Origin of the sequence: uncultured Stenotrophomonas sp. (assembly GCF_945952405.1) — a bacterium.
In the GTDB taxonomy this organism is placed as follows: Bacteria; Pseudomonadota; Gammaproteobacteria; order Xanthomonadales; family Xanthomonadaceae; genus Stenotrophomonas.
The window spans coordinates 177,749-192,821 of the sequence record NZ_CAMFIA010000004.1; the positions used below are offsets into that span (position 1 = coordinate 177,749).

14 protein-coding genes and 1 riboswitch are annotated in these 15,073 nt (G+C 68.1%); of the genes, 8 read left to right on the forward strand and 6 right to left on the reverse strand.

Features of this window, described 5'->3' with window-relative positions:
• Window positions 1–3: 3 nt before the first annotated feature.
• Together Q0P60_RS06030 and Q0P60_RS06035 are read left to right on the forward strand one after the other, a co-directional pair.
• Window positions 4–576 carry a cytochrome b gene (locus Q0P60_RS06030; RefSeq protein ID WP_294989692.1) on the forward strand — a complete coding sequence of 191 codons (573 nt, stop codon included), beginning with the start codon at window positions 4–6 and terminating at the stop codon, window positions 574–576.
• A gap of 3 nt (window positions 577–579) precedes the next feature.
• Complete coding sequence (locus Q0P60_RS06035) at window positions 580–1,152, forward strand: YceI family protein (RefSeq protein WP_294989694.1); 573 nt, start codon at window positions 580–582, stop codon at window positions 1,150–1,152.
• A 75-nt stretch (window positions 1,153–1,227) separates the two neighbouring features.
• Here Q0P60_RS06035 and Q0P60_RS06040 read toward each other — a convergent pair whose 3' ends face one another.
• On the reverse strand, window positions 1,228–1,458 hold the full coding sequence (locus tag Q0P60_RS06040) for a glutaredoxin family protein (protein ID WP_294989697.1): 231 nt from the start codon (window positions 1,456–1,458) through the stop codon (window positions 1,228–1,230).
• Window positions 1,459–1,557: 99 nt separating this feature from the next.
• Between Q0P60_RS06040 and Q0P60_RS06045 the strand changes: the two genes are divergently transcribed.
• Together Q0P60_RS06045 and Q0P60_RS06050 are read left to right on the forward strand one after the other, a co-directional pair.
• Window positions 1,558–2,940 carry an L-serine ammonia-lyase gene (locus tag Q0P60_RS06045; RefSeq protein WP_294989700.1) on the forward strand — a complete coding sequence of 461 codons (1,383 nt, stop codon included), beginning with the start codon at window positions 1,558–1,560 and terminating at the stop codon, window positions 2,938–2,940.
• 127 nt (window positions 2,941–3,067) lie between these two features.
• Window positions 3,068–4,063 carry an alpha/beta hydrolase gene (locus tag Q0P60_RS06050; RefSeq protein WP_294989703.1) on the forward strand — a complete coding sequence of 332 codons (996 nt, stop codon included), beginning with the start codon at window positions 3,068–3,070 and terminating at the stop codon, window positions 4,061–4,063.
• Between the two features lie 67 nt (window positions 4,064–4,130).
• Here the strand turns inward: Q0P60_RS06050 and Q0P60_RS06055 are convergent, their stop codons facing one another.
• The 3 genes from Q0P60_RS06055 to Q0P60_RS06065 all read right to left on the reverse strand — a co-directional run bounded on the left by Q0P60_RS06055 (window position 4,131) and on the right by Q0P60_RS06065 (window position 7,545).
• Window positions 4,131–5,201 carry a homoserine dehydrogenase gene (locus tag Q0P60_RS06055; protein WP_294989706.1) on the reverse strand — a complete coding sequence of 357 codons (1,071 nt, stop codon included), beginning with the start codon at window positions 5,199–5,201 and terminating at the stop codon, window positions 4,131–4,133.
• Entirely contained in the window at window positions 5,198–6,427 is a 1,230-nt protein-coding gene (locus Q0P60_RS06060; protein ID WP_294989930.1) for an O-succinylhomoserine (thiol)-lyase, read from the reverse strand. Before Q0P60_RS06060 ends, Q0P60_RS06055 begins: the two co-directional genes overlap by 4 nt.
• Window positions 6,428–6,429: 2 nt before the next feature.
• Complete coding sequence (locus Q0P60_RS06065) at window positions 6,430–7,545, reverse strand: homoserine O-succinyltransferase (protein ID WP_345780317.1); 1,116 nt, start codon at window positions 7,543–7,545, stop codon at window positions 6,430–6,432.
• Window positions 7,539–7,657, reverse strand: a riboswitch (SAM riboswitch). It overlaps the preceding gene by 7 nt.
• Before the next feature lie 156 nt (window positions 7,658–7,813).
• Here Q0P60_RS06065 and Q0P60_RS06070 point away from each other — a divergent pair.
• The 4 genes from Q0P60_RS06070 (at window position 7,814) to Q0P60_RS06085 (ending at window position 13,221) form a co-directional block, all read left to right on the forward strand.
• Complete coding sequence (locus Q0P60_RS06070; RefSeq protein WP_294989712.1) at window positions 7,814–8,698, forward strand: M23 family metallopeptidase; 885 nt, start codon at window positions 7,814–7,816, stop codon at window positions 8,696–8,698.
• Between the two features lie 66 nt (window positions 8,699–8,764).
• A complete protein-coding gene (locus Q0P60_RS06075) occupies window positions 8,765–10,369 on the forward strand; it encodes a peptide chain release factor 3 (protein ID WP_294989715.1) in 1,605 nt (534 codons plus the stop codon).
• Between the two features lie 156 nt (window positions 10,370–10,525).
• Window positions 10,526–11,164: a hemolysin III family protein gene (locus tag Q0P60_RS06080; RefSeq protein WP_005418403.1), complete on the forward strand. Its 639-nt coding sequence runs from the start codon at window positions 10,526–10,528 to the stop codon at window positions 11,162–11,164.
• A gap of 83 nt (window positions 11,165–11,247) precedes the next feature.
• Window positions 11,248–13,221: an AsmA family protein gene (locus tag Q0P60_RS06085; protein ID WP_294989720.1), complete on the forward strand. Its 1,974-nt coding sequence runs from the start codon at window positions 11,248–11,250 to the stop codon at window positions 13,219–13,221.
• A 407-nt stretch (window positions 13,222–13,628) separates the two neighbouring features.
• Here the strand turns inward: Q0P60_RS06085 and Q0P60_RS06090 are convergent, their stop codons facing one another.
• Both Q0P60_RS06090 and Q0P60_RS06095 read right to left on the reverse strand, forming a co-directional pair.
• Window positions 13,629–14,060, reverse strand: coding sequence for a CBS domain-containing protein (locus Q0P60_RS06090; protein ID WP_012511858.1), 432 nt, complete (start codon window positions 14,058–14,060; stop codon window positions 13,629–13,631).
• On the reverse strand, window positions 14,020–15,039 hold the full coding sequence (locus tag Q0P60_RS06095) for a glycosyltransferase family 2 protein (protein ID WP_294989724.1): 1,020 nt from the start codon (window positions 15,037–15,039) through the stop codon (window positions 14,020–14,022). The genes Q0P60_RS06090 and Q0P60_RS06095 overlap by 41 nt, the downstream gene beginning before the upstream one ends.
• Window positions 15,040–15,073 lie beyond the last annotated feature (34 nt).

Here is a 15,073-nt window from a genome sequence, read left to right on the forward strand (position 1 = left end):
TTCATGACCGCCAAGAACACCCCCGCCGCCTGGGGGAGTGTCAGCCAGATCCTGCATTGGTTGATCGCATTGCTGATCCTCGCCCTGGGCGTGGTCGGCCTGACCATGGGCGAACTGCCCAAGACCCCCAAGTACTTCTGGGTCTACACCGCGCACAAGTCGATCGGCATCACCGTACTGGCCCTGGTGCTGTTCCGCCTCGGCTGGCGCGTGTATGCCGGCGCCCCCAAGCCGGTGCCCGGCGTACCCGGCTGGCAGGAACGCATCGCCAGTGCCACCCACGTGCTGTTGTACGTGCTGATGTTCGCCATTCCGCTGTCGGGCTGGTTGTATGACTCGGCCAGTGGCCTGCGCCCGTTCCGCTGGTTCGGCCTGGTCGACGTGCCCAAGCTGAGCGGTCCGGACCCGCAGGTCGTCGCGGTGTCGCATGCCATCCACGAATACGGCTTCTGGCTGTTGATCGCGGTGGTGCTGGCGCATGCCGGCGCCGCCTTCTACCACCACCTGTTCCAGCGCGATGCAACGCTGTCCCGCATGTTGCCGCGCGGCTGGCTCGCCTCCCCTCAGAAGGACTGACCGATGAACCTGAAACTGACCACCCCGGCCGCCGTGGCCGCCGCCCTGGCCGGCATGCTGGCCACCGCCCCGGTGCTCGCCGCCGACTACGCGCAGGCGCCCGGCGCCGGTTCGATCCTGGTGTTTGCCACCAAGTACGATGGTGAGGTGTTCACCGGCAGCTTCCCGGGCTTTGCCACCAAGCTCAGCTTCGATCCGGCCAATCCGGCCGCCGGCTCGCTGGACGTGGTGATCCCGCTGGCCGGCGCCAAGAGCGGCAACAGCGACCGCGACTCGACCCTGCAGACCGCCGATTTCTTCAACGTCGGCAAGTTCGCCACCGCACGCTACACCGCCAAGGGCTTCCGCGCGGTCGGCAACGACCAGTTCGCCGCCGATGGCACGCTGGAACTGCGCGGCGTCAGCAAGCCGGTCACCCTGACCTTCACCTGGAAGCCGGGCGCGCACCCGGTGCTGACCGGCAAGGCCACGGTCAAGCGCCTGGACTTCGGCGTTGGCGGCGGCGACTGGGCCGACACCAAGACCATCCCGGACGAAACCGCGATCAGCACGGTCGTGAAGTTCGACGCGAAATAAAAGGCTTCTGGTAGTGCCGGCCGCTGGCCGGCATCAACGGGCATCGGGTGGTTGCCGGCCAGCGGCCGGCACTACCTACGGGCCTGCAGCCAGCCAGGCCTGCACGGCGGCCGCGTCGAACGGCCAGTCCAGCTCGCGATCGCCACGCTCGTCGCGCAGCACCGGCACCCGCGCGCCGTAGCGCGCCTCCAGCGCCGGCTGATCATCCAGGAACACCGATTCGAACTCCGGCGCCCGCGCCTTGGCCAGCTCGGCCAGGGCCATGTCGCACAGGTGACAGTCATCACGCTGGATCAGGGTCAACACCGGTCAGGCTCCCAGGACGGAAATGCTGCGCCGCAGCCATCGGATGGCCCGGCAAGCCGCTAGAATAGCGGCTTGTCCGGTACCCGCAGTTTGGCATCCATGGCTGTCAGCACGTTCGACGTTTTCAAGATCGGCATTGGCCCGAGCTCCTCGCACACCGTCGGGCCGATGAAGGCCGCCGAGCGGTTCATCCATCGCTGGCTGCTCGACCCGGGCCGCCTGCATGAAGTCGCCCGCATCCGCGCCGATGTCTATGGCTCGCTGGCGCTGACCGGTCGTGGCCACGGCACCGACAAGGCCATCCTGCTGGGCCTGGAAGGCCAGCGGCCGAACCTGATCGATCCGGACATCATTCCGGCCACCCTGGAGCGCATCCGCAGCAGCAAGCGGATCCAGCTGATGGGCCAGCACGAGATCGCTTTCGACGAGAAGCGCGACCTCGGCATGAACAAGCGCCAGAAACTGCCCTACCACACCAACGGCATGCGCTTCACCGCGTACAACGCCGAAGACGAAGTGCTCGCCACCCGCGACTACTACTCGGTGGGCGGCGGCTTCGTGGTCAACCAGGACGACGCGGCCGATGACCGCATCGTGCCCGACGAGACCCCGCTGCCCTATCCGTTCAAGAGCGGCGACGAGCTGTTGGCGCAGACCGCGCGCAGCGGCCTGAGCATCGCCCAGCTGATGTTCGAGAACGAGAAGTGCTGGCGCAGCGAGGACGAGATCCGCGCCCAGCTGCGCGAGATCTGGAGCGCGATGCAGTCGTGCGTGGCGCGCGGCATCCGCGAGGAAGGCGTGCTGCCGGGCGGCCTGAAAGTCGGCCGCCGTGCACCGGCACTGTACCGCGAGCTGTCGTCCAAGCCGGAAGCGGCGATGCGCGATCCGCTGACCACGCTGGACTGGGTCAACCTGTACGCACTGGCGGTGAATGAAGAAAACGCGGCCGGCGGCCGTGTGGTGACCGCACCGACCAATGGTGCGGCCGGCGTGCTGCCGGCGGTGCTGCACTACTTCGATCGTTTCTGCCCGGGCGCGAACGAGCAGCGCGTGTTCGACTTCCTGCTGACCTCGGCGGCGATCGGCATCCTGTACAAGGAGAACGCCTCGATCTCCGGCGCCGAAGTGGGCTGCCAGGGCGAAGTGGGCGTGGCCTGCTCGATGGCGGCCGGTGGCCTGGTCGCCGCATTGGGCGGCAACCCCAGCCAGATCGAGAATGCCGCGGAAATCGGCATGGAGCACAACCTCGGCCTGACCTGCGACCCGATCGGTGGCCTGGTCCAGATTCCGTGCATCGAACGCAACGCAATGGGTGCGGTGAAGGCGATCAATGCCTCGCGCATGGCGATGCGCGGCGACGGCAAGCACAAGGTTTCGCTGGACAAGGTCATCAAGACCATGCGCGATACCGGCCGCGACATGCAGGACAAGTACAAGGAAACCAGCCGCGGTGGCCTGGCGGTGAACGTCATCGAGTGCTGAGTTGCAGCGCCGGGCCCATGCTCGGCTGATCGGGTGCGCGTAGCCGAGCGTGGGCTCGGCTCCACATCAGGCAGCACCGTCACCGCGTTCCGGCTAGGCTTGGGCTTCCCCTGCCGCGGACTGTCCCATGCGCGTGATCGCTACCGCCCTGCTTGCCTGCCTGCCGCTGTGCGCCCTCGCCGCCCCGACCTATGGTCCGCGGCTGGAGGGCTTCGACTACGGCTATCCAGTGAAGACGTTCACGCTGGAATCGCAGCGGCAGCCGCTGGACATGGCCTACCTGGACATCCTGCCCAAACGCCGCGCCATCGGTGTGGTGGTGCTGCTGCACGGCAAGAATTTCTGTGCGGCCACCTGGCAGCAGACCATTGCCCCGCTGCTGAACGCCGGCTACCGGGTGATCGCGCCGGACCAGGTCGGCTTCTGCAAATCCAGCAAGCCCGAGCGCTACCAGTACACGCTCGCGCAGCTGGCGGCCAATACCCACGCCCTGCTGCAGCAGTTGCAGCTGGGCGACGTGCCGGTGCACCTGGTCGGCCATTCGATGGGCGGCATGCTGGCGGTGCGCTATGCGCTGATGTACCCGCAGGACCTGCGCAGCCTGTCACTGGTCAACCCGATCGGGCTGGAGGACTGGAAGGCGCTGGGCGTGCCGTGGCGCAGCGTGGATGCCTGGTACGCCGGCGAGATGAACATCGGCTACGAGAGCATCCGCCGCTACCAGCTGGACGTGTACTACGACGGCCAATGGAAGCCGGCCTATGAAACCTGGGCGCGGATGCAGTCGGGCATGTACGAAGGCCCGGGCAGGCAGGCCGTTGCATGGAGCCAGGCACTGGCTTCGGACATGGTGTTCAACCAGCCGGTGGTTTACGAACTGAAGAACCTGCAGGTGCCGACCACCTTGTTCATCGGCCAGAAGGACCGTACCGCGATCGGTCGTGACCTGGCACCGCCTGCGGTGAAGGCGACGCTGGGCCAGTATCCGGTGCTGGGCAGGACCGCAGCCGCCGCGATTCCCGGCGCGACGCTGGTCGAGTTCGCCGAGCTCGGCCATTCGCCGCAGGTGCAGGATCCGAAGCAGTTCAACGCCGCCTTGTTGAAGGTATTGAAGGCGCATTGAGCCGGAGCGCGCCGCTGTAGAGCCGAGCCTGCGCTCGGCTCATCACGCCACAGGGTATCGCCCGGCGCTACAGGCCCGTGATCCGCAGCACGTCATCCAGCAGTGCGGCGGCGGTGACTTCCGCACCGGCGCCCGGTCCCTGGATCAACAACGGCTGGCGCTGATAGCGGTCGCTGTGGATGGCCACGCGGTTGTCGGTGCCCGCGCCCTGCGCCAACGGATGATCGGCCGGCAGCTCACGCAGGCCGACCTGCGCACCATCGCCATCGACTCGGCCGACGAATCGCAGCACGCGGCCATTGCTGCGGGCCTGCTGCCAGCGCGCCTGCAGCGGCGCATCCAGCTGTTCCAGCGCGGCCACCGCGTCCTCCAGCGGCAACGCGGCCAGCGCAGCAGGTACCAGCGAATCCACCTGCACCTGTGCGGCATCCAGCGCCAGCCCACTGCTGCGGGCCAGGATCAGCAGCTTGCGGCGTACATCCTCACCGGACAGGTCCAGCCGCGGATCGGGCTCGGTGTAACCGGCCGCCAGCGCCTCGCGCACCGCCGCCGAGAACGGCGAGCGGCCGTCATAGCGATGGAACAGCCATGCCAGCGAGCCGGACAGCACGCCTTCGATGGCGTGGATATGATCGCCGCCGGCCACCAGCGCGCGCAGGCTGCTCAGCAACGGCAATCCCGCACCTACGGTGGCACTGTCGCCATAGCGCGCGCCACTGTCGGCGCAGCTGTCGGCGATGGCCTGTGCACGCGCCAGCTGCGCGCCACGGCCCAGCTTGTTCGCGGTCACCACATGCACGCCCCGCGCCAGCCACTGCACGTGGCGGGCAGCCACATCCTCACTGGCCGTGGCATCGACCACCACATCGCCGCGTTCCAGCCCTTCCGCGCTGGCCCAGGGCGGCGAGCTGTGGCCATCGCGCGGTGCACGCCGTGCCAGTTCCAGCGGCAGTGCAAGGTCACGATCGATCGCCAGCGCCGTGCGCGAGTTGGCCAGCCACTGCACGCTGGGCAGTTCCAGCCCGCGTGCCTGCAGCGACTGGTAGCGCTGCACGAAGGCCGAGCCCACCGTACCGGTTCCGAGCAATGCCAGGCGTCCCGCGCCCAGCGCGGGAATCTCGGCGGCGAGCGCACTCATGCATCCACCGCCTGTTTGCGGCGGGCCGCCGCATCGATCACGGCTTCGGCGCGCTGCAGCGCGGCGCCGAGATCGGCCAGCAGGTCACGCTCGGCCTCGATGCCGACCGACAGCCGCAGCAGGCCTTCGCTGATACCTGCAGCCGCACGCGCTTCGGCGCTCATCGCCGCATGGGTCATGGTGGCCGGGTGGGCGATCAGGCTTTCGACGCCGCCCAGCGATTCCGCCAGGGTGAAACAACGCAGCCCGTCGACAAAAGCACGCACCGCCGCATGCGGATCATCACCGGCGCAGTGCGCCAGTTCGAACGACAGCATCGCACCGAAACCACTCTGCTGGCGTGCGGCGATGGCGTGGCCCGGATGATCGGCCAGGCCCGGGTAGTACACCCTGCCGACCGCCGGGTGCTGGTCCAGCAGGGCGACGATCGACGCGGTGTTCTCCTGGTGCACGCGCAGACGGGCATCCAGCGTGCGCAGGCCGCGCAGGGTCAGGAAGGCATCGAACGGCGAACCGGTCAGGCCCAGCGCGTTGCCCCACCACACCAGCTGCTCATGCAGTGCCGGATCACGCGCGACCACCGCACCGCCCACCACATCGCTGTGGCCGTTGATGTACTTGGTGGTGGAGTGCAGCACCAGGTCGGCGCCGAACGACAGCGGCTGCTGCAGGGCCGGCGACAGGAAAGTGTTGTCGACCACCACCAGGGCGCCGGCCTTGTGCGCGGCATCGATGACGAAGCGCAGGTCGGTGATCCGCAGCAGCGGGTTCGACGGAGTCTCCAGCAGCACCAGCTTCGGCCCGCTGGCCAGTGCCTGCGCCAGTGCGCGCGGATCGGTCAGGTCGGCAGTGACCAGCTCGAAGTGCCCCTTCCTGGCCAGCGCGTTGAACAGGCGCCAGCTGCCACCGTAGGCATCATGCGGCACCACCAGGGTATCGCCGGGCTGCAGCAGCGCATTGAGCACCAGGTTGATCGCGCCCATGCCGGTGGCGGTGATGACGCCACCGGCGCCGCCTTCCAGTTCCGCCAGCGCTTCACCCAACAGGTCGCGGGTCGGATTGCCACTGCGCGTGTAGTCGTACTGGCGCTTGTTGCCGAAACCTTCAAAGCTGAAGTTCGACGACAGCACGATCGGCGGGGTGACCGCTCCATGCGCGGTGTCCCGATCGATGCCGGCGCGGACGGCGGCAGTGGTGCGACTACAGGACGGCTCGTGGGCGTGCAGGCTCATGCGGACTCTCCAGAAGTGCGGAAGGCGGTGGTGAGGATCGCGTCGATGCGATCGGTTTCTTTGAGGAAGGCGTCGTGGCCGTAGGGCGAGCGCAGCACGCGCAGGCTGCCGCGCGGGCCCAGCCCTTCGACCAGGCCGACCAGGTCGGCCAGCGGCACCAGGCGGTCACCCTCCACGGCCACCACTACGGTCGGCGGCAGGATCGCGGTGGGATCAACGCGATGCAGGTCGATCGACTCGGACAGGCGCAGGTAGGCCGTCACCGGCGTGCGCGCGACGTACTGTGCGCCTGCTGCATCGAGGTAGTCCTCGGCGGCCACGCGCACGCGACCGTTGATGACTTCCGGCGCGGCATCGAAGCGCTCGCCGAATTCTTCCGGGGTGCGGTAGCTGAGCATGGCGAACTGACGCGCCAGGGCCAGGCCGTGGTCCTCGCCGCACTGCAGCTGGCCGAGCGCGACTGCGCGGCGCTGCAGGGCACGCCAGGCCGCGGCGTACGGATGCGGCCGATGCGCACCGCTGGCCAGCACCAGCTGGCGCACGCGGGCGCGGTGACGGATGGCGAACTGCTGGCCCACCAGCGCGCCGTAGGAGTAGCCCACGAACGCCTTCACTGCGCGGATGCCGAGATGATCCAGCAGCAGCGCCAATGCATCGGCCTGGTCAGCGGTATCGATCGGCACATCCAGTGCGCCGTCGGCACCGATGAAATCGAAAGCCAGCACCCGCAGCTGCTGCGGATCCAGCGCGCGGCCACTGCCAACCAGGTCTTCGGCCCAGCCCTTCTCGCTGAACTGCGCGTTGGAGGCCACGTGGCGATGGGCGGAAATCCCGCCGGCCAGCACCACCACCGGCGCGTTGGCCGGGCCGACCCATTCATAGCGCAGGCGCACCGCGCTGGGGCCGGCGTGACGCATCGACAGCACTGCGGCGAACTCGCCGCGCTCGGCATGCACGCGGTGTTCGACCGGCACGCTGACGGGGACAAAGGGTTCGGAGCGGATGGCAGTACTGGCGGCGAAGCTCATGGCGGGATCCGGTTGGGGAATCGGCCATCGAGCCTTCGCGGGGCTCGCGTTCGAGATGCACGTGCGGTGCATGGTTCGAACCATCTTCCGGTGGACGCCACGGTCCCCGCAGGATTTGGCACCTACGCAGTCGCTTGCGCGCCTGCGGGCTGCCCCGGCTTCAAAGGGCCTGTCCCTCTGCCGGTCTCGATGGTGGTGCCACGATGCCAGCCCCTTCCGGCACTGTCAATCCCTTCATGCGGATAAAGCGATGAATATTTTTGTCCAGCACACCGTGGTCGGCCGACGGGGTGCCTTGCCCTTGTTCAGGATCGGCTACAGTCACGGCGATCCCTGCCCGCTGGAACCGCCGATGCCACGCCTGCCCCTGACCTGCCTGCTGCTGTTCCTGCTGGCGAGCACGACCACCCATGCGGGTGACTGGCGCCAGGGCTGGGGCCTGATACCGCAGACCACCGCCAGCGCCAGCGGCGGGACTGCACAGGACGCGGCGCCCATGGCCCAGCTGCGCCTGCAGCCGATCGGCGAGCAGTGGCAGGCCCGGATCGACAACGGCCTGGCCGGACCGCTGCAGGTCGAGCTGCGCGCCGCGCCCGGGCACCCGGTCGAGGGCCTGCCCGTGCAGTCGCTGATCCAGGGAGGCGGCAGCCTGGTGGTCGGCCACCTGCCCGCACCGCTCAACGGCCGGATGCTGGACCTGCGCCTGCAATCGGTGCCGGGCACTCCTGCCGCGCAGGCCGAGGATGTCGCCTACCGCCTGCCGTTCGAGGCCGCCCGCCTGCGCGTGGACCAGGCGCCGCAGGGTCGCTTCAGCCACGCCGACGAGGAGAACCGCGACGCGGTGGACTTCGCCCTGCCCGAGGCCACGCTGGTGCTGGCGGCACGCGAAGGCACGGTGATGCAGATCCAGGATGGCTTCCGTGGCAACGGCCTGGACCGTGATCGCGATGGAACCCGCGCCAACTTCATCCGCGTGCTGCACAGCGACGGCAGCATGGCCCTCTACGGCCACCTGCAGGCCGGCGGCATGCGCGTGCGCCGTGGCCAGGCCGTGCAGGCCGGGCAGCCGATCGGCCTGTCCGGCAACAGTGGCTACAGCAGCGCCCCGCACCTGCACTTCGTGGTGCAGGTCAACCGCGGCATGGCCCTGCGTTCGGTGCCGGTACGCATCTTCGCCGGGCAGGGCCAGCTGCAGTTCGCCCGCCAGGCCGAGGCCGAAGGCGGCATCGGGCGCTGACCGGCCCCGGCCGGTATAATCGGGCGCTTATCTCTTTGAAAAGCGCCCCGGGCGGGCGCCACTGCCATGTCCGAAGTCGCCACCGAAGCGTCGCGTCGCCGCACCTTCGCCATCATTTCCCACCCTGACGCCGGCAAGACCACGCTGACCGAGAAGCTGCTGCTGTTCGGAGGCGCGATCCAGATGGCCGGTTCGGTCAAGGGCCGCAAGGCGGCCCGCCACGCCACCTCCGACTGGATGGCGCTGGAAAAGGAACGCGGCATCTCCGTCACCTCTTCGGTGATGCAGTTCCCGTACGAAGGCAAGATCGTCAACCTGCTCGACACCCCCGGCCACGCCGACTTCGGCGAGGACACCTACCGCGTGCTGACCGCGGTGGACTCGGCGCTGATGGTGATCGACGTGGCCAAGGGCGTGGAAGAGCGCACCATCAAGCTGATGGAAGTGTGCCGCCTGCGCGACACCCCGATCATGACCTTCATCAACAAGCTCGACCGCGAGGGCAAGGACCCGATCGAGCTGCTGGATGAAGTGGAAACCGTGCTCGGCATCCAGTGCGCACCGGTGACCTGGCCGATCGGCATGGGCCAGCGCCTGAAGGGCGTGGTCCACCTGCTGACCGGCGAAGTGCACCTGTATGAGCCGGGCCGCAACTTCACCCGCCAGGATTCGACCATCTTCCCGTCCATCGATGCGCCCGGCCTGGCCGAAAAGATCGGCGCACAGATGCTGGCCGACCTGCGCGATGAACTGGAGCTGGTGCAGGGCGCCAGCCACCCGTTCGACCTGCAGGCCTACCGCGATGGCAAGCAGACCCCGGTGTTCTTCGGCTCGGGCGTGAACAACTTCGGCGTGCAGCCGCTGCTGGACTTCTTCGTCGAGCACGCACCGGCGCCGCAGGCGCGCGCCACCACCGGCCGCGAGATCGCCCCGGAAGAGAACAAGCTGACCGGCTTCGTCTTCAAGATCCAGGCCAACATGGACCCGCAGCACCGTGACCGCGTGGCTTTCATGCGCATCTGCTCGGGCCGCTTCAGCGCCGGCATGAAGACCTTCCACGTGCGCACCGGCAAGGAAATGAAGCTGGCCAACGCACTGACCTTCATGGCCAGCGATCGCGAGATCGCCGCCGAGGCGTGGCCGGGCGATGTGATCGGTATCCACAACCACGGCACCATTTCCATCGGCGACACCTTCACCGAGGGCGAAGCCGTCACCTTCACCGGCATCCCCAACTTCGCTCCGGAACTGTTCCGCCGCGCGCGCCTGCGCGATCCGCTCAAGCTCAAGCAGTTGCAGAAGGGCCTGGCGCAGTTGTCCGAAGAAGGCGCGACCCAGTTCTTCCGCCCCTTGACCAGCAACGACCTGATCCTGGGTGCGGTCGGCGTGCTGCAGTTCGACGTGGCCGCCTACCGCCTGAAGGACGAGTACGGCGTGGAAGCGACCTTCGAACCGGTCAGCGTGACCACCGCGCGCTGGGTTCACTGCAGCAACGAGAAGAAGATGGAAGAGTTCCGCGAGAAGAATGCGCTGAACCTGGCCCTGGATGCGGCCGGCCACCTGGTCTACCTGGCACCGACCCGGGTCAACCTGCAGCTGGCGCAGGAACGCTCGCCGGATGTGCGTTTCTCGGCCACCCGCGAAGCGGCGCATACGGTTTCCGTGGGCTGATGCCACGCGGTCGGAGCCCTTTCCGGCAGGAAAGGGATCCGACCCCGGCAATCAGGGCGGTTCACCCACCATACGGTGACGGGCGTGCACGCGCCGGCCATCGCGGCGATGATAGGGGGGTGCGGGGTCCCCCTCCCCGCGAACGATGCCTACGCCATGTCCACGACTTCCGTTGCTTCGATCCGCGAAGAAATCGCCAGCGCCCTGACCCACGGCCTCGGCGCCGTGCTCGCGCTGGGCGCCGGCGCGGTGCTGATCACCCTGGCCGCCATCTACAGCGACGGCTGGCAGTTGGCCGGTGCCATCGTGTTCGGCATCGCGCTGCTGTTGCTGTACACCGCCTCCACCCTCTATCACGCCATCCAGCACCCGGTCGCCAAGGGCCGACTGAAGGTGTTCGACCATTGCGCAATCTATGTGCTGATCGCCGGCACCTATACCCCGTTCACCCTGATCGGCCTGCGTGGCCCCTGGGGCTGGGGGCTGTTCGCCGCGATCTGGACCCTCGCCCTCGCCGGCGTGGTGTTCAAGCTGTTCTACACCGGCCGCTTCAAGCGCCTGTCCACCGCCATCTACGTGGCCATGGGCTGGCTGGTGATCGTGGCGGTCAAGCCGATGCTGGCCTCGATCGACGGCTGGACGCTGGGCTGGCTGCTGGCCGGTGGCCTGTCGTACACGCTGGGCACGTACTTCTACCACCGCGAATCGATCCCCTATTCGCATGCGATCTGGCACCTGTTCGTGATTGGCGGCAGCGTCTGCCACTTCGTCGCGGTCACCATGCAGGTGCTGTAAACCGCTGCCCGCGCGCGGGCTGTGCACGCCACGCACATGGACGCTTCGCGCCCCGTCGACGATGAGGGGGCAACCATGGCAGCGTGAATGCCGCCGCCTCCCCCGCCCCGCCCCGCCGTTCGCGCTGGCGCCTCCGCCGCCCGGGCCCACGCGGCCGGCGCGCGCTGACCGTCCTGGTGTTCCTGCTTGCAGCGATCCTGCTGCTGGTCGCACTGTGGGACTGGAACTGGTTCAAGGGCCCGGTCGAGCGCGCGGTACAGGCCCGCACCGGCCGCGCACTGCATATCGGCCACCTCGACGTTGACCTCGGCCGCACCAGCACCGTTCGCGCCGATGCGATCACCTTCGCCAACGCCCGCTGGTCCAGGCAGCCGGACATGGCCAGTGCCGACCGCGTCGAGATCGACATCCGGCTGTGGCCGCTGCTGCGCGGCAGCGTGCAGCTGCCCGAGGTCCGCCTGACCCGGCCGGACGTCCTGCTGGAAACCGCTCCGCGCAAGGGCGAGCCGGGCAACTGGGACTTCCTGGGTGACCGCTCCGGCGGCCCGGGCCCGCAGCTCAAGCGCCTGCGCATCGACGACGGCCGCCTGCAGTTCCTGGATGCGCTCGGCCGCACCGACATCCGCGTGGCCGTGCGCAGCGGCCAGCCGAAGCGGGCCGATGCGGCGCCGCCACTGCGGGTCCAGGGCAAAGGACACTGGCAGGGCAATCCGTTCACCCTGAGCGGTGGCACCGAATCGCCGCTGGAACTGACCGACAGCGACCATCCGTTCCGCATCCACCTCGATGGCCACGCCGGTGCCACCCATGCGGTGGCCAGCGGCACGCTGACCAACCCCTTCCAGCTGCGCGTATTCGACCTGCAGTTCGCACTCAGTGGGCAGGACCTGGCCGACCTCTACCCCCTGCTCGGGATCGCCATTCCACCTTCACCGCCCTATGCATTGAATGGCCGCCTGCAGCGCGACCACGCCACCTGGCGTTACCAGCAGTTCACCGGCAAGGTCGGCGACAGCGATCTGGGTGGCAACCTGCAGTTCGAGGTCGGCGGCGCGCGGCCACGGCTGACCGCCACGCTGGAATCGCGGCGCCTGGACTTCGATGACCTGGCCGGTTTCGTCGGCGCCCCCCCGAAGACCGGCGGCGGTGAAACCGCGAACGCACAGCAGAAGGCCGAAGCCGCGCGCATCGCCGCCAGCAGCCGGGTGCTGCCCGACACGCCCTACAACCTCGGCAAGCTGCGCGCGATGGATGCCGACGTACGCTGGAAGGCCCATCGCATCAACGCACCGTCGTTACCGCTGGACGACATGGATGCGCACCTGCTGCTGGACGACGGTGTCCTGCGGCTGGACCCGCTGAACTTCGGTGTCGCCGGTGGCGACATCCGCAGCACGATCCGCATGGACGCGCGCCAGCCGCGGATCAGCACCGCACTGAAGGCCAGCGTGCGCGGCGTGCAGCTGGGCAAGCTGTTCCCCGATGCCAAGCTGGCCGAGCAGGCCAAGGGCGGAATCGGCGGCGAAGTGGACCTGAGTGGCCACGGCAATTCGATCGCAGCGATGCTGGGCAGCAGCAGTGGCAAGGTGGGCCTGGCGATGGGCCGCGGCCACGTCGGCAACCTGGTGATGGAACTGGCCGGACTGGACATCACCGAGTCGCTGAAATTCCTGGTGACCGGCGACAAGCAGATTCCCCTGCGCTGTGCGTTCGCCGACTTCGGCGTGCGCGATGGCCTGATGAGCAGCCAGGCGCTGGCGGTGGATACCACCGATACGATCATCGTCGGCGAAGGCACGGTCAGCCTGCGCGACGAGACCCTCGACCTGCTGCTGAAGCCACGGCCGAAGGACAAGAGCATCCTGGTCCTGCGTTCACCGCTGCACATCGCCGGCACCTTCAAGGACCCGTCCTTCCGCCCGGACTTCAAGGCGCTGGGCATCCGCGGCGCGGTGGCACTGGCGCTGGGCAGCATCGCACCGCCGGCGGCGCTACTGGCCACCATCGAACTGGGGCCGGGCAAGGATGCCGACTGCGGGGGGCAATATGCGAAGTAGAAGCGTTGTCCGCGGCGCCTCTTTTTTTCCGCGCGTAGAGCCGGAGCAAGGCGACAGGCAGGACACGCCGTAAATACGTCCCTGTAGGCTCGGTCGGCGCATCCATGCGCCTCACGGTCCTGCCTGCCGCCTTGCTCCGGCTCCGGACAGTTTCCAGCGCGCGGAACGAGAGCGGAAATTCAAAGTCAAAAGAAAAATGCAAAGTCAAAAGCTGTTGCCAACCAAGGTTGGCAGCTACCAAAGGCGAGCCACCGCGCATGTATGCGCCGCGCTCGCAGCAACGTGTCCAGGGGCGGAGGGCACGGCCATGCCCCCAGCCTCCTGACGTATCAGGAAGGCGCTGCTCTGAGCTCTGGCTCTGGCTTCAAATAGCGGGCCGGCGGGCCGCAGGCCCGCCAGCGACAGACTCATCCCGCGACGATGTACTGCTGCAGCTGATCCAGCTCCCTGCGTTGCGCATCGATCACCGACTTCACCAGGTCGCCGATGGAAATCACCCCCAGCACCTGCGCGCCCTCCACCACCGGCAGATGGCGGATGCGGTAGTCGGTCACCAGCTGCAGGCAGTGCTCCACCTGCTCGCCAGGCGACACCGTCACCACCTGCGCGGTCATGATTTCCGCCACCGCGGTATCGCGTGACGAACGATCACGCAGCACGATCTTGCGCGCGTAATCGCGCTCGGACAGGATTCCCACCAGCCGCGGGCCGTCCATCACCAGCACCGCACCGATGCCCTTTTCCGCCATCAACCGGATCGCATCGATCACCGCCGCATCCGGCGCGACCGCGTGTACTTCAGGAGACTTGCCGTCCAACAGCTGCCGTACCGTCGTCATCTGCCTTCCCTCCGAGGGTGGGTTGCAGCGCCGAGTCTGCCACGGCAGATGCTAGCCACGCGTCAACCAGGTACAACGGCCGCTGCTTGGACTCTTCGTACAGCCGCCCCAGGTACTCGCCGATCAGCCCCAGCGCGATCAGCTGCACACCGCCCAGGAACAGGATCACCGCCATCATGGTCGGCCAGCCCGCCACCCGGTCGCCATACAGCGCCGCCTTGACGATCACCCACAGGCCGAACACGAAGGCCACCGCCGCCGTTGCCAGGCCCAGGTAGGTCGCCACCCGCAGCGGTACCGTGGAGAAGCCGGTGATGCCCTCCAGCGCGAAGTTCCACAGCCGCCACAGGCTGAACTTGCTGGTGCCGGCCACGCGTGCGTGGCGGTGGTAGGGCACGGCGACGCGCTTGAAACCCACCCAGCTGAAAAGGCCCTTCATGAACCGGTGGCGCTCCCGCATCTCGCGCAGTGCACTCAGTGCGCGTGGCGACAACAGCCGGAAATCACCGGTATCGGCCGGGATCGGCGTACGCGACAGGCGCCCGATCACCCGGTAGAACATCGCCGCGGTGGCACGCTTGACCCAGGCTTCGCCATCGCGGGCCATCCGCGTGCCATAGACATTGTCGTAGCCCTCGCGCCAGCGCGCGACGAACCCCGGCACCAGCTCCGGCGGGTCCTGGCCATCAGCATCGAGGATCATCGCCGCACCTTCGCGCACCAGGTCCAGGCCGGCGGTCAGCGCGGCCTCCTTGCCGAAGTTGCGCGACAGCTTCAGCGCGGAGACCCGTGCATCGGCGTGAGCCAACCGGGCGATCACCTCCCAGGTGCCGTCATGGCTGCCATCGTCCACGTACAGGATGTGGCCGTCGATATCGGGCATGGCCTCCAGCACCGCGCACAAGCGCGGGTGCAGCAACGGCAGTGCCAGGGCCTCGTTGTAGGCGGCGATGACAAGAGTGAGCCGTTCGCGGGTCATGCCCGGATTGTACGTTGCCGACGGGCGCGCGGCC